The organism is Candidatus Zixiibacteriota bacterium (genome assembly GCA_017999435.1).
Classification (GTDB): Bacteria; Zixibacteria; MSB-5A5; order GN15; family FEB-12; genus JAGNLV01.
Map to the genome: position 1 here is coordinate 159,513 of JAGNLV010000003.1, position 24,655 is coordinate 184,167.

General features: G+C 65.1%; 13 protein-coding genes. 5 read left to right on the plus strand and 8 right to left on the minus strand.

Annotation, left to right across the window (positions count from 1 at the left end; genetic code table 11):
• Positions 1-11 precede the first annotated feature (11 nt).
• Positions 12-1,733, minus strand: a complete 1,722-nt coding sequence (locus tag KA261_08850; GenBank protein ID MBP7697905.1) for a hypothetical protein — start codon at positions 1,731-1,733, stop codon at positions 12-14.
• Positions 1,734-2,279: 546 nt separating this feature from the next.
• Positions 2,280-3,653, minus strand: coding sequence for a sigma-54-dependent Fis family transcriptional regulator (locus KA261_08855; protein MBP7697906.1), 1,374 nt, complete (start codon positions 3,651-3,653; stop codon positions 2,280-2,282).
• Positions 3,654-3,951: 298 nt separating this feature from the next.
• Between KA261_08855 and KA261_08860 the strand changes: the two genes are divergently transcribed.
• Both KA261_08860 and KA261_08865 read left to right on the plus strand, forming a co-directional pair.
• Positions 3,952-4,482, plus strand: coding sequence for a hypothetical protein (locus tag KA261_08860; GenBank protein MBP7697907.1), 531 nt, complete (start codon positions 3,952-3,954; stop codon positions 4,480-4,482).
• Positions 4,483-4,541: 59 nt separating this feature from the next.
• Complete coding sequence (locus KA261_08865; GenBank protein ID MBP7697908.1) at positions 4,542-5,048, plus strand: hypothetical protein; 507 nt, start codon at positions 4,542-4,544, stop codon at positions 5,046-5,048.
• 75 nt (positions 5,049-5,123) lie between these two features.
• Here the strand turns inward: KA261_08865 and KA261_08870 are convergent, their stop codons facing one another.
• From KA261_08870 to KA261_08880, 3 genes are all read right to left on the minus strand, one after another.
• Positions 5,124-7,088, minus strand: coding sequence for a hypothetical protein (locus KA261_08870; protein ID MBP7697909.1), 1,965 nt, complete (start codon positions 7,086-7,088; stop codon positions 5,124-5,126).
• Between the two features lie 178 nt (positions 7,089-7,266).
• Positions 7,267-7,929, minus strand: coding sequence for a thermonuclease family protein (locus tag KA261_08875; GenBank protein MBP7697910.1), 663 nt, complete (start codon positions 7,927-7,929; stop codon positions 7,267-7,269).
• Complete coding sequence (locus tag KA261_08880; GenBank protein ID MBP7697911.1) at positions 7,907-10,351, minus strand: SMC family ATPase; 2,445 nt, start codon at positions 10,349-10,351, stop codon at positions 7,907-7,909. Before KA261_08880 ends, KA261_08875 begins: the two co-directional genes overlap by 23 nt.
• An 875-nt stretch (positions 10,352-11,226) precedes the next feature.
• Here KA261_08880 and KA261_08885 point away from each other — a divergent pair.
• Together KA261_08885 and KA261_08890 are read left to right on the plus strand one after the other, a co-directional pair.
• Positions 11,227-16,137 (plus strand): PQQ-binding-like beta-propeller repeat protein, encoded by a 4,911-nt coding sequence (locus KA261_08885; protein ID MBP7697912.1) that lies wholly within the window; start codon positions 11,227-11,229, stop codon positions 16,135-16,137.
• 97 nt (positions 16,138-16,234) lie between these two features.
• Positions 16,235-17,329 (plus strand): site-2 protease family protein, encoded by a 1,095-nt coding sequence (locus KA261_08890; GenBank protein MBP7697913.1) that lies wholly within the window; start codon positions 16,235-16,237, stop codon positions 17,327-17,329.
• Here KA261_08890 and KA261_08895 read toward each other — a convergent pair.
• Both KA261_08895 and lipA read right to left on the minus strand, forming a co-directional pair.
• The gene (locus KA261_08895; protein ID MBP7697914.1) at positions 17,298-18,824 is read right to left on the minus strand and encodes a response regulator; all 1,527 of its coding nucleotides are present in this window, start codon (positions 18,822-18,824) and stop codon (positions 17,298-17,300) included. The two genes, KA261_08890 and KA261_08895, sit on opposite strands and share 32 nt — an antisense overlap.
• Before the next feature lie 115 nt (positions 18,825-18,939).
• A complete protein-coding gene (gene lipA, locus KA261_08900; GenBank protein MBP7697915.1) occupies positions 18,940-19,818 on the minus strand; it encodes a lipoyl synthase in 879 nt (292 codons plus the stop codon).
• Between the two features lie 94 nt (positions 19,819-19,912).
• Between lipA and KA261_08905 the strand changes: the two genes are divergently transcribed.
• A complete protein-coding gene (locus tag KA261_08905; protein MBP7697916.1) occupies positions 19,913-22,003 on the plus strand; it encodes a dockerin type I repeat-containing protein in 2,091 nt (696 codons plus the stop codon).
• Between the two features lie 96 nt (positions 22,004-22,099).
• On the opposite strand, the gene KA261_08910 is transcribed toward KA261_08905, so the two are convergent.
• Positions 22,100-24,475, minus strand: coding sequence for a C10 family peptidase (locus tag KA261_08910; protein MBP7697917.1), 2,376 nt, complete (start codon positions 24,473-24,475; stop codon positions 22,100-22,102).
• Between the last annotated feature and the right edge of the window lie 180 nt (positions 24,476-24,655).

Genomic DNA, 24,655 nt, shown 5'->3' on the forward strand with positions numbered 1-24,655 from the left:
GGTCAATCCCCTCAGAAGTCGAACCCCAGGGTGTCGCACTGGGAGGGATACCACGGAAAGCCGAGGTCGACGGACCAGATTTCCTTCAGTCGGTCCGAGGTCATGCCCGGCAGCAGACCGTTCATGGTCGGGTTGGGGAAGGTCCACGAACCGAAGTCGGCGGCTGCCCAGTCGTAGCACGCGAGTATTTGATCGGGAGAGTCCCAGTACCTTTCATAACGGTTCTGCGCATTGAGGGAGAAGTAGCACGTCAGGTTGGTATCGCCCGGACCGCACCAGTTTTCCACGTCGTCCCACCCGAACACGGTCTGGTGAGACTGCGGCCACTCGGCGAGGAAACGGTAGAACTCATCGGTATCACCGTCGGGCAGGTGGTAGCCGAAGTAGGCGGCGTCATTGGGCGCAGTTATGCCGTGGAGAGCGCCCAGCGCCGTCCAGTAGCGCGCACGGCTGAAATGCGCGGCGGCGTGGGCCTTGTACAGGTCGTTCAGGGGATCGACAGTGACCGTGTACAGAGGCACGAAGAGTTTGTAGTTGGTGATCGGATTGTCAAAGAACTCGGCGATGTCGACATCGAGGAGCAGCGTGTCCTCGACCCAGTAACAGGAATCGTGGTCTACGACCCAGACACACTCCCACTCGCGGTTGAAGGTCACCTGCAGCGGGCGCGGGCCGGTGAAGTAGTCGAGCACGGAATCGGCGACGTTCTCGGCGTCCTGCAGATCGTCGCGGTCTTCCTCGTACACTTCGATGAAATCGTAGGGCTGGTAGGTGTCGATCTCGGCGCGGAGGTAGCCGATCGCGGTCTTGAGGGCGTTGACGGCATCGAGGACGCACTGCTTGGCGTTGCCCATGTGCTGCGTGCCGACGCCGCCGGACTTGAGGCTGAGGAACTCCGAAGTGCGGGCCAGGGCTTCTTCAACGCCGGCCGTCGTATAGGCCGAAAGGGAAAGGTTGCGGGCGAAAAAGACCTCCAGCCCCGCCTCCGCAGCGTAGGTCATGGCGATAAAGAGCTGGATGTCGGACCGGTCGAGAAGGACGGGCTCGGCGCCTTCGTTGCCCTGCATGGCCGGCGTGATCTCGAACGTGTAGTCGGGATCGGCGACCAGGTCGAGCAGGCGGGTGCGCGCGCTCCGGATTTTCGGCAGGAGCGACTCTTCGAGCCGATCCTGCAGAGCGGTGAGGTCGGGATCGACCGCCGCCAGCCGCAGCGCCGCGCGATCGAGCTCGAGCGGCGAGGGGATCAGGCCGGTGAAGCGCCCCGCTTTGAGGGGAATAGCATCGGTGAGAATGTCGCCGCCGAAACCGACCGCGGGGGCGAGGCTGTTCGGGCGCATCGGATTGAACGTCAGCGTGTCGTACGCGTGCTTGAATTTCTCCACCAGGCTGTTGAAGTCGGCGTCGGTCATGAACATGAGGACGCCCGTGAATGCCGCGCCCATCTTGGCGTCCGCGCAGTTGGGATCGGCCGCCAGGGCCTGCTGGTAGAGGCCGTGGGGAATGCTGAAGTCGACGTCGTGCGGGCGAAAAGTCGAGTCGCCGTGATTGATGATGCTGTCGATGTCGCCCTGCATGAGGGCGGCCAGGGCGGCGTTTGCCTGGGCGGTGAGAGTCGTGCAGTCGCCCTCGACGGGGGGACCGTCGGTCCCCGAATCGCTGCACGCGAAAATCAGCGCCAGTGCCGCCACGGGGGCAAGCACCGCCAAGCGACGGATGCGGCCGGTGGTGAACATGAGACCTCCTGAGTCTGTGGATGTGCGGCAGGTTGTCGAGCAGACACCAAGTCACCCTGCGCGACCCCCTGAAACATCTGTCAATTTACCGCCGGCAGGCGGGTTCGCCAAGCGGAATCTTCGCACCGGCCGCCAACGCGGACAACCGGGATCGGAACGGCAAGGACGCAGGATGTTGAACGCAGCGCCGCCGCAGGATGACGCGCCGGCTGTTGGCGAGGCTGCCGGGGAGCAGCTTCCCTTGGGAGCATTCGACCGCGCGTATGTACGATGGCTCCGTCCGTGACGACCACCTGCTCGACTGTGTTTGCACAGGGACTCCGAACGGCAATCTGGGGACACCGAAGGTTCACGACGTTCGGCGTCCGCGACCTCTCCCCTTTCGCACCGGCGGTGCACGGCGTCTGCTTCGGCGCGACGACTCCGCCGCCGGCCAGCGGCGGCCGGTCGGCGCATACCTACGGTCTGCAATTGGCGCAGTCAGCACAAAGGCCCCGCCGGAGGGCGGGGCCTTTCGCATTTTACTGGAGCGACCGGCGGACGCGCCTATTCGTTCAGGGCGCTCTCGATGTCGTACTTCTTGATCTTGTCGAACAGAGTGGTGTAGTCGATCTTGAGGATGCGGGCGGCCTTGCGTTTATTGCCGCGCGTGTCTTTAAGGACGCGGAGGATGACGCTGCGCTCGGCCTGCATCTGGGCCAGGGCGCCGATCTCCTTGAGCCCCGCGCCGTCGCGCAACTGGATTTCGCTCGTGCGGCGGAGGCGGATAGCCAGGTGGTCGGGCGTGATTTTCTTGCCCTCGGCGAGAATGACCGCGCGTTCGATCGTGTTTTCCAGTTCGCGGACGTTCCCCGGCCAGTGGTATTTCTGGAGCAGCTCCAGGGCCGGACGGGTGAGCGATTTCACCGGCTTGCGCATCTCGGTGCAGTATTTCGCGATGAAGAAATCGGCCAGCAGCGGCAGATCGTCGAGACGCTCGCGGAGCGGCGGGATGGTGAGCGGAAAAACCGAGAGCCGGTAGTAGAGATCCTCGCGGAACCGCTTTGCGCGGATGAGTTCGGTGAGATCCATGTTGGTGGCGGCGATCACGCGAACGTCGACCTCGATCGGTTTGGTTCCGCCGAGGCGTTCGAAATTGCGCTGCTGGAGGACGCGCAGGAGTTTCGCCTGGAGGGCGATGTCCATGTCGCCGATTTCGTCGAGGAAGATCGTCCCGGTATTGGCAATCTCGAATTTCCCCATTTTCCGGGCGTGGGCGCCGGTGAAGGCCCCCTTCTCGGAACCGAACAGCTCATTCTCGAGCAGTTCGCGCGGAATGGCGGCGCAGTTGATGGTGATGTAGGGGCCGTTGGCGCGCGACGAGAGGCCGTGAATGGCGCGGGCGAAAAGCTCCTTGCCCGTGCCCGACTCCCCCTGGAGCAGCACCGAGGCGTCCGACCCGGCGACCTTCTGCACCAGGGCGCAGACCTCGGCCATCTGGTGGTTCTTTCCGATGATGTTGGCGAATTCCTTGCCGCTCATCGCCTCCTCCCGCAGCAGCGTGTTTTCGGCCATGAGGCGGCGGTTCTCCAGAGCGCGGTTGATCAGCACGCACAGGTGCTCGGTGTCGAAGGGTTTGGTGATGAAGTCGTAGGCGCCGGCTTTCATCGCCGCCACCGCGTCCTCGATCGTCCCGTAGGCGGTCATGACGATGACGGCGGTTTCGCTGTCCACTTCCTTCACCGTGGTGAGCACCTCGAGGCCGCTGATGTCCGGCATTTTCAGGTCGGTGAGGACGAGATCGTAGGACTTGTTGCGGACCAGGTCGATCGCGCTCCTGCCGTCCAGGGCCGCGTCGACCCGGTGGCCCTCTTCGCTGAGCGTTTCCGCGAGCATGTTGCGCATCGAGTCCTTGTCGTCGACCACGAGAATATTGGGCATCGGCTGGCTCCCTGTCTGGTTCGGAATCTGCTATCGAGGGATATATCGGAAGAATCCTATAGTTTTGGAGGGGGCAGGAGGAATTTGCCGGGCGCGGGCGGCGGGGTGTGCAAGGGTTGGGCAGGGAAGGTCCGAAGAGCCGCCGGGCACCGCCCCCGAACCGCGACGCCCCCCTTGCGCCCGGCGCGCTTGCGCCGTATCTTGATCGGCAGTACCACGCCGCGCTTCTCTCCCTGCAAGCGGACTGACGAGAACCCGGCAATCGCGAACGAGATTGACGGAAAGGAGATCCTCCATGATGACGGCCCGCCTTATCTTCCTGTGTTTTGGCCCGGCGCTGATGCTCCTTGCGCCCGCCGGGGCGGCAGCTCCGACGGGGCCATCGGGAACGACCGCGCTCGGCTGGGGACCCCATGTCGGCCTGACGGTTGACCCGGATCAGATTCACCTGGGTGTGCACTTGCAGGTCGGCCCGCCGCAACCGGGAGTGCGGTTCCGCCCCGCATTCGACCTCGGGTTCGGGGACAACGTCACCGCGATAGCGCTCAATTTCGACGCGGTGTGTCTCCTTCGGACCCGCGATCCGCGCCTGATGCCGTATCTCGGGGCGGGAATCGGGGCCAACTATTACGATTTCGATCGGGGCGTTTCGGCGCGCCGGCGCGATGACCGCGACGAGGGCGACGGCTCCGACGTCGAGCCGGGAGTCAACCTGCTGGGCGGGCTCGACTGGCGGCTGCGCGGCGGCGCACACTTTTTCGGGGAGGCCAGGATCGGCCTGGTCGACGCCCCGGATTTGAAGCTGACGATCGGGTGGACATTCTTCTAACGGCAGCCGGCGAAATGCCGATACTAGTCCCCAGCAATCCTTCACGGAGGAGAATCACGATGAAGAACGCTTTGTGCGGCAGCCTGGCGATCCTGTTGCTGGCGGCGCTGGCCGTCCCGGGTGCGCTGGCCCAGGAATCATACAATCAGCCCGGTTTTCGCGGCTGGGGCCCACGCCTGGGCGCCACGGTCGACCCCGACCAGGTCCATTTCGGCCTCCACGTCGACGTGGGCAATTTCGCCGAGCACATCCGCTTCGAGCCGAATTTCGAACTCGGCTTCGGCGACAACGTGACTCTGGCGGCGATCAATTTCGACGCCCTCTACCGGTTTGCGTCGAATTGGGACGTCTGGTCGCCCTATCTCGGCGGCGGTCTCGGCGTCAACATTTACAGCTTCGATATCGAAGGAGTCGGGAATCATTCGGAGACGGAGCTGGGCGTGAACCTGATCGGCGGCATCGAGCGCGGTCTGGCCAGCGGCGACCGGTTTTTCATTGTGGGGAAGATCGGCCTGGCCGACGCCCCGGATTTCAAGGTCACCGTGGGCTGGACATTCCTCAACTGAGCCGCATTCCCATCCGGAAAAAGTGAACGGCGGACCCCGACGGGTCCGCCGTTGTCCATGGCGCTGGCGCACATCTTACTGCGCGGCCGGGGCCGGCGCCGAATTCTCCAACTCCGCGTCATTGGCCCGATCGACCGACCGCTCGCTCCCCAGGCCGAAGCCCTCGGGGAAGCGGTAGGAACCCCGTTCGTACGGCGGCTTCTCGACCTCCACCTGGATGCGGTGAGCCTCCGCGTACGGGTCTTTCCGGATGCCGGTCACCTGCCAGGAGACTTTCACGTTCGGCTTGTCGGTCCGAATCGTGAAACGGCCGCCGGAAATCTCGCTGGCAACCATGGCCTGGGCGAACTGGCCGATGACCGTGAGCTGGTAGCGAAAGTCCTTGTTGAGGGACTCGAAGTAGTCGGGGAGCGCCACCGCGGCATCGCCCTGGGCATCGGTGGTCACGTTGCCGTTGTAGACGTTCATCATGTCGGGGGATTCGACGAAGGAGTGCTGGAGGTACTTGTTGTCCGGGTCGAGGGGGTGGTCGATTCGGAAGGCGCCGGCATCTTTGGAGAGCGTTCCTATAACATCGACGTTGCCGCTGAACAGCCCTGCGTAATTGACGATGTCGCCCGCGTTGGCCCGTGCGTAGATGCCGTACGTCTGGTCGCCGCCGTAGGCGTAGGTGCGCACGCCGTAACTGGTACCCACAGTGTTGGAGGAATCACCCGCCGTGACCTGAATTCCGCTGCGCGTACCGGAGCTGGCGTCGTTGACGCCAACCCGGGAATAGTAGCCCCAGATGTTCCCGATTCCCTCGTTGCGCAGGTGGACATCGATACCGTGGGTCACGTTCGAAGTGGAGTATTTCCGGCTTACCTGCAGCGGGTATGTCCACTGCGGCGTGATGGAATCGGTCCCGATCAAAACGGAGTAACTGCCGACCGCCATCGTGCTGTCATAGAAATACGTCGCGGCCCGAAAGGTCTTGTTCCCCGTGATGGCCTGGTCCGTCGCAAGATCACAGGCCGTTCCGGCGATCTTGGACGGGGCGATGGCGGCCGCCGCGTTGATATCGGCGTTGACGATCGCCCCGTCCTGGATTTCATCGCTGCGGACCGCTCCGGTGGCGAGGTCATCGTGGAGCAGGGAGTTGTTTGTTACTTCGGCCGTACTGACCGAGCTGCTCGCCAGGTCGGTGGCGGTAAGGGAGTTGTCGGCCACCTCGCTGGTGCCGACGGCGCCGGCGGCGATCTCCGCGGTACCCACCGCATCGGCCGCCAACTGGGGGGCCGGATAGGTTCCGGTCAGGTCGCCGCCCGCGGCATCCCCATCCTTCACCGCCTGGTCATAGCGCACGGCGTCCGATGACGTGGTCCCCGCCTCCAGACTGTGGATCTGGTGCTTTCCGAGGTCGAGATCCCCGGTCATCATTCGGCCGCCGTCGGCGCGCAGGTACTGCGGGTGGTCATCATCGGCGAGCCCGGCCAGGCTCCCGTGGTCGACGGCCGATACAGGCGCGGAAAAGGCGTACGCGGCCGTGTCGGCATACCCAGCACTGTCCGCTTGAACCGCGGCGCCGGCACGGTTGGCTTCGTCAGCATGGGCAGCTTCACCGGCATAGCTCGCCTCGTCGGCGTATGCGGCTGTATCGGCAAGGGTGGCGCGGAAGGCGAAAGCCGATGAAGTCATCTTGATGCGCGGGGATCCCTCGGCCTCCGCCCCGACCGTGATCCCGATCCAGAGCCCGCTGTCGGCCAACAACCCCGGCCCGAGCGGCGGCATCGGCGTTTCTCCGAGATTGAGCGAAAACAGCCCGCCCGCCGTCTCCACCGTCAGCGGACCGGAGTTCCAGACTTCGTGGGAGGGGAGGGTGGAGGCGGGGTCGTTCCAGATGATGATGCGGATGCTCTTCGGGCCGTCGGGCAGCGGCGCCCCGGCGTCGTCGAGCAGCCGGCCCTGGAAGGAAATCACGCGGGGGGCGTCGGCCATCGTCGCGGCCGCCAGCAGAACCGCGACCGCCGACAGCACCGGCAGGATCGTGCGAAAAGACATGAAGACCTCCTCCTGATAGCTATACACTACAGCTCTGGTTTCCTGCATCGGACGAAGCGCGGCGGGCGGGTTGCGGGAGAACCCGCCGCCAAGAGAAAGATAGTCTCCTTACAGAGGCTGTCAATGGCGATAATCGACCGATTGGTCCGCGGCCTTAACGGCCGTCCGGGCGCGGCGCTCAGGGTTTGCAGCGACGGCATGGCGAGAGTCCCTCGGCCAGGGCGTCGCGGCGGGTCGCAAAAGTGCGGGCCCGGCCGGACGTGAATTCGGCGGTCGAGGGGCAGCCGGGACGATGGAAGCGGTAGGAGGTTCGGCCGGCGACATAGTAGGGCTCCGCGGCCCGCGGGAGCGCGAACAGCCCCGCCCGGCGGTCGAGCGCGGCTCGCTGGGCGGCGATGATCCGGTCGGTCTCGGGGCGCCCGGTGTCGGTGTCCCGGAACAGGTAGACGTAAGCGAGGCCGCTGTCGACAAGCACCCGGTTCACCAGCAGGGTATCGTCGACGTACACGTACGCCAGGAGGCGGCCGTAGGTGTCGCGCCGGCGGCCGGAAGAAACGATGCGGGCTTCTTTGCCGAGAGCGACTTGCGCGAGCAGCGCGGCCGCCTCGTCGTGGAGCGGCTCCCCGTCTTCGGGCGTGTCGATTGCCAGCAGGCGGACCGTCTCGCCGTTGCCGAGCACCATGGTGTCGCCGTCGATTATCTTCACCACCGTGGTGAGGGGGACCGGCGCCGGGTCGCGGCCGATGTCCGAGCGGCGGACTATCAGGACCGCCGCGATCAGGACCAAAAGGAGCGCCAGCCGTCCGGCCAGCCGGGCTTTATGCTTCCGTTTCCTCGCCACGCACCGTCACCTTCGACCACCCCAGCCCGGTGGGCGCAACCTCGATCAGGCACTCGACGCGGTCCCGGATATCGCCCACGTGGGTGATGAGGAATATCTGGGGAAAACGGTGAGTGAGGTTGGTGAGCGCCTGTACGATCAGCTCCTTGCGCCCGTCGTCCTGCGACCCGAACACCTCGTCGAGGATAATGAAGGAGCGGTCGATGCCGGCTGACTGGAGCAGCGCCTCCGAGATCGCCAGGCGGAGGCAGAGGTTGGCCAGATCCTTTTCGCCGCCGGAGAAGCGGTCGATGCCGTAAAACTGCCCGTCGTCGAGCACCTGCAGGTTGTACTTCTCATCGAGCTCGACCATCGAGTAGCGCCCGTCGGTCATCTCGGCCAGCAGGCGGCCGGAGATATCGGAGAGGGTCGGGCGGATGCGGGAGATGAGGAGTTCGCGGAATTCGGCGAACAGCCCGGCCAGTTTCTCGCCGTAGTACTGGCGGGCGCGCGACTGGTCTAGCTGGGCGCGGGCGGCCTCCAGGCGGGCCAGTTGCTCCCTCTTGCCGTCGAGCTCCCGGCCGGTCAGTTCGAATTCCTTGACCGCCCCGACGGCCGCCTCGCGGGCCGTTTCGAACCGCGCCTGCGCCGCCTCGAACCGTTCCCGGCAGGCGGCGAATGTCTCCTCGGCGTAGCCGAGGCCGTCGCGCCGCTGCAGGAGGGTATCGGCCTCGGCCTGGGCCTGGACGAGCGCCGCGTCGGTGCGGGCGCGGGCGGCGGTGACCGCCTCCCGCCGCGCCAGTTGCCCCTCGAGGCGGTGGAGTTGTCGGTGCTCGGCTTCGAGCGCCGCGACCGCTTGCTGCGCCTGGGCAAACCGGTCCTCGTCGAACACCACCTCGCCGATTTCGGCGATCTTGACCCGGGCCGCCTCTCCCCTCCGCCCGAGCTCGGCCAGACGCGCCGAGAGCGCTTCGCGCTCCCGGGCGGCGGCTTCCCGCCTGATCACGAGTTCCCGCCGGGCCAGCGAGCGAGCCTCCAGCGCCTCGGCCTGCTGTTTGAGCTGCGTGCCGCGGGCGGCGGCGGAGGCGAGCTCCCGGCCGAGCCCGGCAAAGGCGGCGGTCAACTGCTCGAGCTCCTCGGCCAGGTGCCGGCGGATCGCCGGGAGATCATCGCCAAACGGCCGGAGGCACCGGTCGCAGACGGAATCGGGGCCGAGGCTGGCGATCGACCGCATCTGCGCCGCCAGTTTCTCTTTCTGGACCTCGATTGACTTCTGTTCGGCCAGCAGGCGGCCGTACTCCTGCCGGGCGGCGTCGAGGTCGGCTTTGCCGGCCTCGGCGGCGGCGGTGATCGATGCGGGAATGGCCGCGAGGTCGGATTCCAGCCCGGCCAGCGCGCGGGCCGATTCCTCGACCGCCCGCGCGGTCTGGTCGAGTTCCGCCTGAAGTTCGGTTCTCTGCCGCTCCATCTGGTCGAGCAGTTGGCGGCGGGCGCGGGCCTCGGACAGGACTTCGAGTTCCCGCCGGGCCGGCTCAAGAGCGGCTATACGGGCCCGGACTTCGGCCGCGGCCGAGTCCGCCTGGGCCAACTGAACGGTGTCGGCCTCGAGTTCTTTGAGGCGGACCGCCAGCGCGGCGGCGGTCTTGCGGGCGGCCTCGAGCCCCGCCCCGAGTTCGCTCCAGGCGGCCCGGGTCTCCTGGGCTTTGATATACTCGGCGCGGGCCGCGGCAAACGCCTCCTCGGCCGCTTTCCTCTCGGCCGCAGCAGCGGACTGGAGCCCTTCCAGTTCGGATCGGCGGGCCGTCAACTGGGCGATCGCCGTAGTGAGGCTCTCTCCGTCGGCCACCTGGCGGGCCAGGAGCTCGGTTTGCCCGCCCGCGATTTTCACATCTTCCTTGACCCGGACAATCGCCCGCTCGAGCCGGTCGATTCCCAGCATCCCGGCCAGATGGTCTTTCCTCCGAGCCGGCTGCAGGACGGAGAGGGCGTTGAGCTCCTGCTGGCGGGCGAGAAACGAGGTCAGAAAACCCCGCCAGTCCAGACCAAGCAGCTCCCCCACGTATTTCCGGGTCTCGTTGACGCCGACCGACTCCGAGGATTCCCCCCGGTAGAGCTCGACTTCCGGCCGCTCCGATTTCCCGACGAGGCGGCGGATTACACGGTACTTTTCGTCATTAATAAGGAATTCGAGGGATACTTCGCACAAGTCTTCGGGACGAGCGAAAGCCGCCTTGATCTCTTCCCGCCTGGAGCGGGCCGCCTGGTTGCCGTAGAGGGCCCAGGCGATCGCCTCGACCAGGGAGGACTTGCCGGCGCCGTTGCCGCCGGTGATGCCGATCACTTCGTCCGCGAAAGTCAGGTCGACCGATTTCAGGACCCGGAAATTTCGGATTTTAAGTGAACTCAGGCGCATGGCGAGAAAGAAGACGGCGGGCGGGGTCAAGTCAAGTTGTTAGTCGGGGGGCGGGGCGGGGGGACGCTGAAAGTGACATGGCAATCGACGGGGGGTCGGGGGACATCTGGCGGGAGATACCACAAAAAGTATCCCGTTTCTTCCCGGCTGTGCAGTTTTTGGGCTCCCGGAGCGGGTTTTAGGCCTTGACAAAACGGGAGGATTTCGTATTTTGGCATCGAGCGTGTGTCACGCCCGGTGGTGAGTTCGAGAGCCACACTATGAATTCGTCGCTTGGCAAACCGCGCGAAACCTCTTTACCGGATTTGCAGTAGTTAACGCACCTCGGGCCTACTTCGGTGGTCCCGTCATGCTTGTTTGGGTGGTTCTGTTCTTTTCGGGCGGAGCTTCCCGGACAGCTGTTTACGACACTACTGCGGGCCAGCGTCCAATCGTCTTCTCACTATTTCCTTTACCTTGACATCTCCACGAGGCGGCGGGCAACCGTTGTTGACGTGGCAGGGCAACAGGAGGTGACATACTGATACACAGACCAGATTAGTTCGCGAGCCCAGAAGCATAAGTTCTTTTTAACACAACTCCACCGGAGCCCCAAGCTCCGACTCCAAGAGATAGGAAGGAAGAAGATGATGCTGAGTGTCAAAGATTTGTTCCCGAGTTTCCCTAGACCAACCGGCGGGAACATGGCGGAATGCCTCATGGCTGCCGATACTAGAATCGGTATGCTCGGCAAGCCGTCAGTCTTTGGCAAACAAATCATCCAGTTTCCTTGCTTAAGGAGGAAATAAATGTTAAAAAGACTGTTCATAGCAGTATTCGTCTTGGGTCTGGTCGTAGGCCTTAGCGGTACAGCACTTTCTGACGTAGCCAAGCCGTCGTCTGCTCTGAATCCGGTCGAGAAGATCGTGCCCAACCATCCGCGTTTGGATGATGTCACGACGGCCGGGCCGGCGCATTCGGCGTTCAAGAAACCGGCAGAAGCTCTCGAGCAGCATCTCCTGCCGCCCGGTCTGCAGGTTCCGGCTCTCAAGCTGGATTACTTCTGCGACGTCCAGGATTACACGAGCGGTTCGCCCGCTTACTTCTGGACGATTCCGGATGCGTACGGGGACGACCTGTTCAACATGCGCTTCACGGCCGACGCCGGGTATGACTGTACTCTGAAGGTGGCCTGGCTTCTTATGTACGCCGACGCACAGGTTGGGTCGCCGACACTGAGAGTCTACCTCTGGGACGACGATGGTTTTGGCTTTCCAGGAAACAAACTCGACTCGGTGGATATTGCGACTCCGCCGGCCGGCGGCAGCGGTCTGTACTGGCTCTCAGCGGACTTCTCCGCTGCGGACTGGGTGTTCTCCGATGGTGTGAACTATCACCTCGGGTTCACGCAGCTCGATCAGGCCGGTTCGGTCGTCGCCGTCATTTCGGACGCTGCTGATGGTCCGTTTGCCGGTGAAGAACGCGCCAGCGAGTACTACGGGACTTCCTGGGGGACGATGTTAGGCGACTGGGGCCTCGACGTTTCGTTCTTTATCCAAGCGGAACGTTGTTGCGCCGAAATACCCTTTACCGATTGCTATTCACAAGCTTACATTGAGAACGTCGCGTACTTCTGGCGCGCGCCGCACCCGGTCTACGGGGACGAGCAGTACGCTGAGAAGTTCGACGTGGGCGGGCCGGAGACCCTTACCTCGATCGACATCGCCATCTATGGTGGCGGCGCGACCTGGGGCTCGGTCACCGATCCCGTTGGTAACAATGACATTTACATCCGCGTCTACGACGACAACGCCGGCTTTCCCGGCGATCTGCTGACGACGGTGACTCTGCCGGCCGGCACCTATGCCTTGTACCCGGCTCTGCAGAATGTCCCGATGCCGGCCAACTTCGTACTGACCAACGACTTCCACGTGTCCTTCGGGACCAACGGCGTCTTTGCCACGAGCTGGGAGTCCTGCTTGTCGTCTGATGGTACGGATGGAAGCGGGCGGTCTTCGTCCTACTTCGATGGAGGAACCGGGTACGAATGGTTCTCGTTCCTCGATGGCTGGGGTATGGACGCCCAGTTCTACTGGGTTGCGAACCTCTGCAAGGACGAGTACTCCGACTGCTCGATCAACTACTGCTACAACGGCACTGCGTACTACTGGCAGCTGCCGGATCGCTACGGCGATTACGGAGAGGCGCAGAAGTTCTCCTCGGTTGGCGAGGAGTGCCGGGTCGATGCAGTGACGATCGCCTGGTACTGGAACCGCGCGCAGTACAGCTGGCCGCGCTACACGACTCCGTCTTACATCAAGGTGTGGGCGGATGCGGGCGGCGCGCCGGGCGCTGAACTCGGCTCCCTCACCGTCAACCCGGCCGATTACGGCATCGCCACCCCGACTCCGACGGCTTCAGTCACGCACTGGGCCACGTATGACATGGGCGGCATCACCGTCGTCGGCGACTACTGGGTGGGCGTGATTTCGGATGCTGCGGACACACTGACCGGTATTTCCGTGCTGTCCGACGCCGGCGGCGGCGGCTGCATGGAAGGCTATGCGGAGTACTGGGGCGACTGGGGCCTCATGTATGTTGACTGGGGCTTCGGCGCCGGGTACGAAGACCTGGCGATGGTCATTGAGTCCGAGCATTGCTGCATTCCGTACAGCGAGCGTACCTGCACCACGCCGACCGACTGGTTTACGCGCGGCTACGGGTACAATCGCTCGAACGCCTCGTTTGTTCAGATGTCGGATGCCTGGTGCGATCTGACATTGAATTGGGCCTACCCCGCGGCCACCCCGGTTGGCTTTGCCGGCCCGGTGGTGTACGATGGTAAGGTGGTCTGTTCGTTCCTGAACAACTACAAGGTGTTCGATCTGATCTCGGGCGCCCTTCTGACGACGATCACGCCGCAGGCGGGTCCGTTCGCTCCCGGCGACATTCGGTGCACGCCGACGGTAACCACGATTGCCGGTTACCCGGATCCCGTGCTCTTCGTGACCGGCGGGACGAACGACGAGGTCCTGGCTTACAACTTCAACACCTACGCCTTGCTCTGGTCGCGCCATATCGGCAACATGGGTCCCACCGGCGTGTTCGGCGACACGCGCTTCGGCGTGTTTGTCGTGCTGAACCAGGGCGGGACGGACGTTGTGTACTGGACGACCGACGGCGGCCGTCTGGTAGCGGCCGACGCGTTGACCGGCGCGCTGTATGGGGGCTGGGCGGTGAACCCGTTCAACCCGGGCAAGCCGTGTCACAGCTCGCTGGCGACCAACGGCAGCTTGCTGTTCTTCGGAACGCAGGCGTCGGGCGTCGAGGGCGACGTGTACGCGATCGACGCGGCCACCGGCGCCATGGTGTGGCAGTTGTCGGCAGCGGGTGGCCTGCAGGCCGCGACGGTGTATGCTTCGACCGGCGGCTACGCCGGGACCGAAGGTTTCACCGGCGGCATCGCCTTTGATCCGCAGCGCAACCTGCTGTATTTTGCCTCTCGTGCGTACTCCGGTGACTTCCCGACAGACGGTGTGTTCTATCGCGTGGCGGCGGGCACCGGTATGCTGGCCGGCCCGGCTCTGGCGGCCACGCAGACCGTGTACTCGGGCCCGACGGTGGACGCCAACCGCGTCTACGTTGCCGGTAACTCCCGCTACGTGGCGGCGCCGTTCGGCGGCCAGATCTACGCGGTCGACAAAGCGACCGGCGTGCGCGTCTGGGCGGCCAACGCCGGCCCGTGGGGGTACATCATCAGCCCGCCGGCTCCGACGACCGCTTCTCTGGACGGCTGCTACAACAGCGCCGTGCTGAGCTGCGAGCCGACCGGGGTGGCGGACCTGCTGTTTGCTTTCGGGTCGTTTGGCGGCTACTACGTGTATAACGCCGAGACCGGCGACAACCTGTACTACAACCGCGTGTCGGTCGGGACCAACCCGGTCGCGCAGCGCGGATTCGGCGGCGCGTTGCAGGTCGACGACGACGGGGCCTCTCACCTCCTCTTTGCGGACAACTCCGGCAGACTGTACGACCTGACCAAGCAGGGCGACCGTCCGCGCCTGGAGATCCAGCACTACGACATGAAGGTGCCGTGTCCGTTCGGTACCGACCCGAACTACCTGCTGACGATCCCGGATGTGTACACGAACACCGGTTGCGCCGACCTCCACTTCACGAACGTGATCGTGGATGAGATCTCGGTGGCCAACCAGTGGATTCCCGATATCGTGGCGCAGTATGTGCCGGACGACGTCATGATGAAGGCTGCCGGCATCGCCGATCGCCTGACCGATTTCCAGTTCTCGGGCAAGTTCCTGCGTGAAGCGGACGCGACCGAGGACGTGGTGATCGCGAGCGACGATCTGGAACGCCGCACGAACTACGCGGCGGCCGGCGTCCCGGCCTGGTTTAACTCGATGCTGCATCCGGCCATCGGCGATGTCCTCATCGCCGGCGACACGATGGATCTGCAGTTCTACGTGAACCAGGCAATGATCCTCCGCGGCGCGCAGGACTTCTACCTGCAAGTCGATTCGGATGATCCGGAGTTCTTCCTGAACGACGTCAACAAGCTGCCGGAGCAGCACGTTGTGGTCGTGGGCGGGTGCTTGACCGATACGACGACGCTGATTTTCGGCGTCGGCGGCGCGAACGAGCGTCTGGTCAGCAACACCGGCCGCCTGGCGACGGGCGACTGGGGCGACGGCCCGGCCGGCTACAATGGTATCACCATCGACGGTGACGTGAGCAGCTACTTCCAGGGCTCGTTTGCCTTCATGGGCAGCAAGTACCAGGTGGCGGCGAACACCGACGACTGGGGCGGCGGCGGCACGGCCATGGTGTCGATGCAGGGCGACCCGAACTGGTGCGACGACGACTGCAAGCCGGCGCTTCAGACGGGTGTGACCCTCGGCTACATCACCGGCGACGGTGGTCTGACGTACGACCCGATCCTGGGCAACCGCGTGTGCTACACCATCCTCGACTCCGTGCAGAATTTCGATGCCGGCACGGGCTGGGATTGGACGTGGTACGACGCGCCGTTCGACAATGCCCTGACCATGGGTCTGTACGCGAACTGCCGCGCGGTGGGTGCGCTCGACGTACCGGAGTTGGCCAACATGACCATCGACGTGATGGAAATCACGGAGCGCAATGGCAATGCGGTCGACGGCTGGTACCTGTCGCACTTCTTCGATTGCGACAACGGTTCGGATACGATCCAGTACAACGGCACGTACTCCGTGGCCTGGACGCTGGACGGCGGCGCCGCGCAAGCGATCGGGAACGTGAAGATCCCGTTCGGCTGCGGTTACACGCCGATCGTCAACATCTGGGGCACCTACGGGGTGAGCGGCTCCCACGGCTTCTGGGATTGGACCCAGTACTGGGATACGGCGTACTGGTACTGCACTCAGGGCTACGGCGCCAAGACTGAGGCGACCGGCATGCACGGCGGCGACGAAGAAGCGCACGTGACCCTGGATCAGCACAACTTCGCTCCGAACGAAACCTATACGGTGGGTATTGCCACGTTCGAGTTGTTCGGTCTGACCAATTCGTTGGATGCGAACAATCCGGACATCATTGCGCTGGCGAAGATCGCCAACCAGTGGGCCGGTTTTGGCCGCGGCGACGTGAACAACGACGGCGCGATCAACCTGGCGGACATTATCTACCTGGCCGGCACGGTCAACGGCGGTCCTGGGGCGATTCCGTTCCAGCACCTGGCCGATGTCAATGCGGACGGCAACATCGACGTGGTCGATGTCGACTTCCTCATCGACTACTACTTCAACTGCGGGCCGTGCCCGACCGGCGACTGGATCTTCTAAGATTCAGAGAGCCGAAGTTCTTCATGGAAGCGGGGCCGTTCGGCCTCGCTTCCTTTTTTTGTTCCGGGCCGCCGCCGGCAGGGGTATAATACGGCGTATGGACCCGCGCGACTTCGACAGCGAGACCGAGGCGATCTCCCCCCTGCTGCGCGATCTCTACGAGATCAACGCCGTCTACCGTCAGGGGGAGGAACTGGCCTTCAGCCTGTCATGGCGCTACGCGCCGGTCAAGTCGAGGAAGCTGCTCGAGGACCGCCTGCGCACGGCGGGGTACCGCTACCGGCTGGCGGAGGGCGACCAGTTGACGCTAGTGGTCGATCCGCGGCGGCGGCTCCGCATCCCCCCGCTCAACATCATTCTCTTCGCCGCAACTGTGCTCTCGGTCTACCTGCTGCCGGTGCTCCTGGCCAACGCGGGGGCGCCCCACCTGTGGGCGGCGACGCTGGCCGACCTGCGGCGGGGGGCGGGGCTCCAGTTCACCGCGGCCCTCATGTCGATCCTGCTCGTCCACGAGATGGGGCACTTCATCGCGAGCCGCCGCCGGCACATCGTCACATCCTGGCCGTATTTTCTCCCGGCCCCCAATCTCCTGGGGACATTCGGCGCCGTGATCAAGTCGAAGTCGCCGTTCTACAACCGCCGCGACCTGGTGGAAGTCGGCGCGGCCGGCCCGATCGCGGGCTGGGTGGTGGCCCTCGGGTGGCTGATCTTCGGGCTGACGCAGTCGCGCTGGATCCCGGCCGGCCTGGTGGTGCCGGGGGAGTGGGCTTTCGGGCTGGAGGGGGAGTCGCTCTTGATGCGGGCGGCGGTGCAGGCGCTGGTCGGGGCGCCGGCCCCGGAGCACTTTCTCAAACTCTCGGAGGGGGCGTTCGCGGGCTGGGTGGGGCTGTTGGTGACGGCGATGAATCTCCTGCCGATCGGGCAGTTCGACGGCGGGCACGTCCTCTACGGGTTGTTCCGGCGGGCGCAGCACGTCCTGGGCATGATCGGCCTGGCGGCGCTGCTCGTGCTCGGCTACTTCTCCCCCTTCTGGTGGCTCTTCGGCGCGTTCGGACTGCTCTTCGGCGTGAAACACCCGCCGACGCTCGACGACGACCGGCCGCTGAGCCCGACCGCGCGGCGCATGGGCATCGCCGCCATCGTCATCATGGCGCTGTCGTTTACGCCGATGCCGTTTCCTTCTCCCTTTTAGCGCGCGCCTCGTCGATGAGGCAGGAGACGTCTTCGCTGCGCCCGTACATCCGGCGGAAGTCGATCTGGCCCTCCCGCAGAATTTCCAGGAAAACGTCGACGATCTCGGGGTCGAACTGGCGGCCGCGGTAGGTGAGGAGTTCGCGGACGGCGACGGCGAGGGAGTTGCCGTTGCGGTAGGGACGGTCCGAGAGGATGGCGTCGAAGGTGTCGGCGACGGCGAGGAGGCGGCCCTCGACGGGGATCTCTTCGCCCCGGAGCCCCTTGGGATAGCCGGTGCCGTCGTACCACTCGTGGTGGGCCTTGATGTACGGGACGGCGGGTTTGAAGAGCTCGATGCCGCGGATGATGCGCAGGCCGACTTCGGGGTGGCTGCGCATCTGGGTCCGCTCCTCCTCGGTCAGGGCGGTGGGTTTGTTGAGGATGCGGTCGGGCACGCCGATCTTGCCGATGTCGTGGAGGGTGCAGCCCATGTGGAGATCGAAGATGCGCGATTCGCTCCAGCCGAGGCGGCGGGCGATCATCTCGGCCAGCCGGGAGACGCGGTCGGTGTGCCCGGCGGTGTACTTGTCGCGGGCCTCGATGGCGTTGGCCAGGCCGCGGATCGCCTCGAGGTAGGAGCGCCGCAGGTCGCGGTAGAGCTTGTCGTTGGCGATGGCGGCCGCCGCCGAGTTGGTGAGAATGGCGAGGACGTCAAGCTGCCCGGGGGTGACGCGCCCGAACTTCGACACCACCAGCAGGGTGATCACGCCGTGGAAACGCTGGCGGACCATGATCGGCTGGAGGATGGAGAGGCGCACCTCCCGCCCGGCTTTGGACTGCGTCCGGCGGGCCTCGATGACCGGCTCGGCCCGTCCGGCGGAGGAGAACTTCTCCAGCACCGTGGGATCCAGCGCGAGCGGCTCAAGGAGCGGGTCATCGACGACACAGAGCTTACGCAGCAGGTCGCCCGAACTGGGGTCGACTTCGATAATGCCGGCGGCGACGGCGCCGAGCTCCTTCTTGCACGACTCGATCACGAGGCGCAGGTAGCGTTCGATGTCAATGTGCGCCTTGTGGGCGTTGGCCACTTTCAGAAACTCGACCTGGCCGCGGAGCCGGACGTTCTCGCGGGCGAGACGCTGGTGCTCCAGGGCGCGCTCGATCGTCGATTTGAGCAGTTCGAGCTTGAAGGGCTTGACGAGAAAATCATAGGCGCCGCGGCGCAGCACGGAGATGGCGGTCTGGACGGTCGGGTGGGCGGTCATCAGGATCACCACGGCGTCGGGGTGGCGCGTGAGAGTCGCTTCGAGCACCTGCGTGCCCGAATGGTCCCCCATCACCAGATCGGTCAGGACCAGATCGACCGGGTGATCGTCGATGTGGGCAAGCGCCGCGAGCGGATCGGAGAACGCCGCGACCTGGAATTCCGGAGCCGCCAGGGCCTCCTCGATGATGTTGCAGATGTACTGCTCGTCGTCGATCACCACAATGTGGGTCGTCGGTCTCTCAGCCATGGATGCCCTCTTTACAGTTTCAGCGGATCTTCTCCTCTGTTATCGGACAACGGGGCAAAAGGCACAGCCGCCCGCCGACAATGTTTTATTTTTGCGCTGAGCAAGCGGAGGACAGTCACCGACAGAATTCGTCAGCTCGATAGGAGGAGCGGACCAGCGGGGCAGCCGCCACCAGCGGGATCCCCGCCGCCTCAGCCTCCTGCCGCAGTTCGGCGAATTCGCCGGGCGGAAGGTACCGGACGACCGGGTGGTGGGCCGCCGACGGAGCGAGGTACTGGCCAATCGTCAGCAGGCGCACGCCGGCGCCGGCGAGATCGTGGAAGACCGTCCGAAGTTCCTCGCGGGTCTCCCCCAGCCCGACCATGAGGCCCGACTTGACAGCAATAGGGGAGCGGCGCCCCACTTCGGCCAGCAGCGCCAGCGATCGCGCGTAGTCCGCGCCGGGGCGCACTGCCGGGTAGAGCCGGGGCACGGTCTCGACGTTATGATTGAAGACGTCGGGGCGGGCGGCGATGATGATGTCGACCGCGCCGGCAACGCCCCGGAAATCGGGCGTGAGGATTTCCACCGCCGCCGCGGGGAGCCGCGCGCGGAGCGCCGCGACCACATCGGCGAAATGACCGGCGCCGCCGTCGGGAAGGTCGTCGCGCGTGACCGAGGTGACGACCACGTGGCGGAGCTGCAGGTCGGCCGCCGCGGCGGCGACGCGGGCCGGCTCGGTGGGATCGAGAGGGCGCGGGCGCCCCGGCTCGATGTCGCAGAAGCGGCAGTTGCGCGTGCAGGTGGGCCCCATGATGAGGAAGGTGGCGGTGCCGCGGTTAAAACACTCGCCGCGGTTGGGGCAATTCGCGGCATGACAGACCGTGTTGAGCCCATAGTGGCGCAGGAGCCGGGAGACGTTTTCGTAACCCATTCCGGAGAAGGCGGTTACGCGGAGCCAGGCGGGCTTGCGCGGACCGCCTCCGGGGGGGCGGGAGGGTGGGGAGTCTGCCATAGGTTTCGCCGCAATCAGTTCTTTACCAATCAAGTATACCGAAATTTGCACGATAATTCAAGTAGACGTGTGCAAACACCGCAAAGGAGAGCCTATGCGTCGTCTGCTTGTGGTTGTCGGGTGTCTGCTCCTTCCGGTTCTGGCCAGCAGTCCGCGCGCCGAACGCGGCCAGGCCCGACTGGTGCCGGTTCCCGACGGCGCTGCCCGCGCCGAACTCCGTCCCGTCCCCAGTCTGGCCACCGCAGATACCTGCATCGTTCGCCACGACGCCGGCATTTACTATAAGATCGACGGCTGGGTCACCGGCAACGAGTTGTACAAGGGGTACTGCGACCCGGCGCTCACCTGCCCCAACCCCTACCCGTTTATCGTGACCGAAATCAATATGCCGATGTATTTCACCGGGACGCCGACTTTCGGCGTGTCCGTGGATGTTGAGCTGGCGGACAACTCGGATCCGTCCTGCCCGATGCCGGGACCGCTGGTGGCGATTTCGTCGGAGTACACGCTGCAGGTTCCGGCCGAGGGTCTCTACGACATCTGGATACCGCTGGACACGCCGGTGACGGTAACCGGGCCGTTCTTTGCCGGGTTCTTCCTCAGCACGCCGTTCGCGGAGGCCGACGGCGCGGCGGTGGTGATCGACACGATCCCGGAGCTGTGCGTCTCGTACAACATCTGGGACACCGCGGTGGGCTTCATCGATCTGGGCGACAACGAAATCTGGAATTTCCCGGGCCGCCTCGTGTTGTACGCGGCCGGCGTGCCGATCGGGACGGCCAATCCGCCGGACGTGCGGCTCCTCAGCCCGAGACCATCCGACACCCTGTTCGGCCCGACCGAGATCTGGATCCAGGAGAAGGGCGGTTCGCCCATTCTCGATTATGCGGTGTTCGAGTACCGTCCCGCCGGCGGCGGAGCCTACGTCGAGATCGGTCGGGATTTTGACCCCACCGCGGCCTTCCGCGACGGGGCCTCGGCCACGGCGGCCAGCGCCGCCGGATTGTCGTACGCGTTCAATTTCGGCGCGCTCACCGAGGGGATGTGGACGCTGCGCGCGACGGTCTACGACACCCTCGGCCGCTTCGACCGCGACAGCGTCACGGTCTACCTTGAACCGACGCCGCCGGTGCCGACGGTGATCTCGCATGAGGACGGCGGGAGTTTCTGCACGCCCCTGACGTTCAACCTCGTCTGCTCGGATGAGGACGTCGACTACACCCAGGGGTTCCGACGCGGGGCGCTCGATGAGTACTCGGCCGGCGTCATTGTCGCCGGCCCGCCCGCGCGCGGTCCGCACTGGAATGCCCCTTACGCGGCGGCCGCGGCCATCGAGCTGTGGTACGACCGGGGGACGACGCGGCCGATGACCGAGAACAACCTCAAGTTGTCGCTGGACACCCTGGCGGCCCGCCTGGCCTACTGGATGGAAACCACGGTCAACACCGGCACCTGGGACGAGGGGTTTCTCGCCGGGCTCAATGAATACCTGCACGTCAAGGGGGACGACCTCTACACCGCCTATCGGCGCCGCCCCAACTATTTCCAGATCCGCGACTGGGCGGAGAACTGGGAGCGGTCGGTGCTGCTGGGACTGGCCGGCACACCGGGGCAGTGGGTGGTGGTTGACGGGTTCTCGGGATGGCTCCAGGTGGATGGAACCTATCTGGTCAGGATCATGGACCCGCTCACCGGGACGGCGGCGCCGGTGAGCCTTCGTCACAACATGGGGACCGCGGAGGTGTTTGTCGGCGGCGCGTGGCGCCCGGTGGATCTCATGGTATCGGTGGCGACCAAGGCTTGGAATCCGACCCGCTACGCCATCGGCGCCGATCTCAACGGCAGCAACGGCTGGTCGATCTCCTGGACGCCCTCGGGTCTCACCGAAGACGACCTCTATTTCTTCGACCTGGCAGCGCGCGACGGCCACAACATGCGGGGCGTCACGACCCTGTTACTGCAGTACAACTGCGCCGGGAACTACGCCAAGGGAGACTACAACAACGACGGGGCGACGGATATCATTGACGCCGACTACCTCCTCCGCTTCGTAGTGAGCGGCGGTTCGGCGCCGATTGGGGGGGCCGGGCGCGGGGACGCCAATTGCGATGGCTACGTGAATTTCGCCGACGTGGTGTTCTTCATGAATTACCTGTTCGGGGGCGCGAGCGAACCGTGCTATTGACGGTCCGCCGGTCATCGATCCGTGCGCAGAGGGTCAGGGCGACGAGCCCTGGCCCTTTTGTGCGGTCGGAACGGCAGCCGCCGGCGCGGCGCACCCTCAGGGACAGGCGGCCGGCGGCGGACCGCCGCGGAACAGGTAGTTAATCAGCGTGGTCAGATCGGCCACGTTCAATATCCCGCTCCCATCAATATTGGCTTCCTCGTCGCACGCCGGCGCGGGACCGCCGCGGAACAGAAACGCCACGAGCGCGGTCAGGTCGGACACCCCGACCTCGTCCTCCGCATCGCCGTCGACGTTGCCACGCAGGCCGAGGCAGCAGCCGGTCGACACAATCGCGACATCGTCAACATACCACCCCTCATACGTGAGCGCCCCGTCCGAGGCAAACCGAAACATCACCTGGGCGACTCCGGCATAGGCGCTCAGATCGAACACCGCCTCCGACCATTCCGCGTCGCCGGAGTAACACGGCGTCCCGCCGGGAAGGGCGTTGGCGGGGTTGTCGACGATCGTGTCCGGGTACCCCCCCTCGGGGAAGACCTGCTGCCAGGAGCCGCCGGCGACCGAGATCATGACGATGGCGCCGTCCCAGGCATCGGTGGGCGACTCGATGTTGCGCCAGTGCCAGAAACTCAGCACCGCGTTCGGGGGCAGGAGGAAGGGCGGACTCGTCAGCGCCGCATCCAGGGCGTTGTCGTAATAGTTGCCGCCCGTCCCGCCGACTTTCCAGCTCGTCGCGCCGGAGTGCTTCCGGTAGGTCTCGCGGTGCCACTGGTCGCCGAAGAACTGTGTGTGGGGCCGGTGCCACCACCGGTTGTCATCGACCTCGAAATCGGACGCCAGTCCGGCGCTGTTGCCGATGAAGATGCGGATCGAGTCGGAGGCCGTGTGGCCGCCCTCGGCCGCCATGGTGACGTGCAGGACAGCCACGTGCGGGTCGGGGCAGCCGGCATCGACAGCGAGTTTGAGCGGCGTCTGGGTGAATCCCGTCTCGCCCCAGGCAAGCGTGTCGCCGAGGCTCGCCGATGCCGCCTCGATCGCGATATACGGGTCGTCGGTGGAAAGAGTGACGGCCGGATTGACCGCATCCCAGCCGTTGTTGACCACCTGGATGTTCAGGTCCACGGCCTCGCCCGGGTTGGGACGCCCGTTGCCGTCGCCGCCCGCCTCGATGATCTCCTCGCCGACTTTCTGAAGCACCGGCTGGGTCTGCGGAAAGATGTGGGTGATCATGTACTCCTCGCTGGCCGGGCAGATGTCCCCCTCGATCCAGCCGCAGTACAGGCTGTCGAACACGTACCAGGCGTTGAAGGCATCCGCCCAGCCGTAGTTCATGTGGTACTCATAGCGGCCCGGGATCTGCTCGCGGTAGCCGTCGAGGACGATCGAATGCAGGTTGATGCGGTACTGGACGACCCGCCCGCTGTCGATCTCGTTCTTCACCAGGTCGAACCATTCGTGGAGACTGTAGGCGCTGCGGTCGACGCGCCGGACATCGGGGCTGAACTTGAAATACTGCGGGTAGATGAGCACGGCCTGCCCGGTGTAGGCCGCCGAACCGCAGGAGGAGTAGTCCATGTCAAAGGCGACGCCGACCTCGTAGCAGAGTTCGGCCACGGCGTCTTCCTGGGCCGGGGTGCAGCCGAGGCTGCAGCTGTCGACGATGTTCGCCCAGTCGTAGGAATCGGAATAGGAGGCGGTGAGGTAGCCGCCGCCGTAATTGCCGCCGCAATACTGGTCGCCGTCCCAGTAGTATGTGTGGGATCCAACGCCGCTCGGCGGCCACTGCCAGTAGGCGATCACCTGCGAGGCCGCGGTGGCCACGCAGCCGACCACAGAGGTGCCGTACTGGCCCTGCGGGCAGAATTTGTTGTAGGGATACCCCTGGTCCCAGCTGGTGGTGCACAGGGGCCCGCCGTCGCGGGTCGCCCGGGCCGCCTGAGCCGCCAGGTCGGCCCCGAATTCGCCAGCCGGAAGGGTGAGGCGGGTCCACTCGGCTTTCTGGCCGCGCCCGAACAGGGCGGGGCCCTCGGGCGGCTGCGCCGCCTCGAGGCTGCCGAACATCTCCGCATAGAGGCGCGTGCGGTTCGCCAGTTGTTCGGTGATCATGGCGAGAAATCCGCCCGACTGCGAGTCATCGAGGTTGTACCGGTCGGAATACGCTTTCACCGGCGTCATCTCTTTGAGCGCCGCGACCAGCACGAAACCGCGCGGGCTGATGTCGTAGTACCGGGCCAGCAGGGTGTCGCCGACCGCGAGCTCGTGGGCGCCGAGCACGGTCGGCGCCGCCGCGCCGGCCCACGCGCCCCGGGTGAAAACCACTTGGGTCAGCCAGTTTTCGCACGCGCGCGACATCTCCGACGACGAGGCGCGTTCGGCGCGCACGGTCGGGGCGGTTGTGGCAAGGAGCGAGGTGGCGGCGAGAAGAACCAGGCGGTGAGAAAAACGAGCGGCGCGGTAAGAGAGCTTCATGTCCATACCCCACGAAATCGAGTTATCAGCGGCGGCCCGCCGAGTGTCATATACCGCAAGATAGCAGGTTTTGGGGAAAATGGAGGAAAAACATGACGAACCGAGAGTCGCGGGAAGAGCCAACTGCGGGCCGAGGCCCGGTGACACTGACCACGCAAACCACACTGCCTGGAGGGAGGT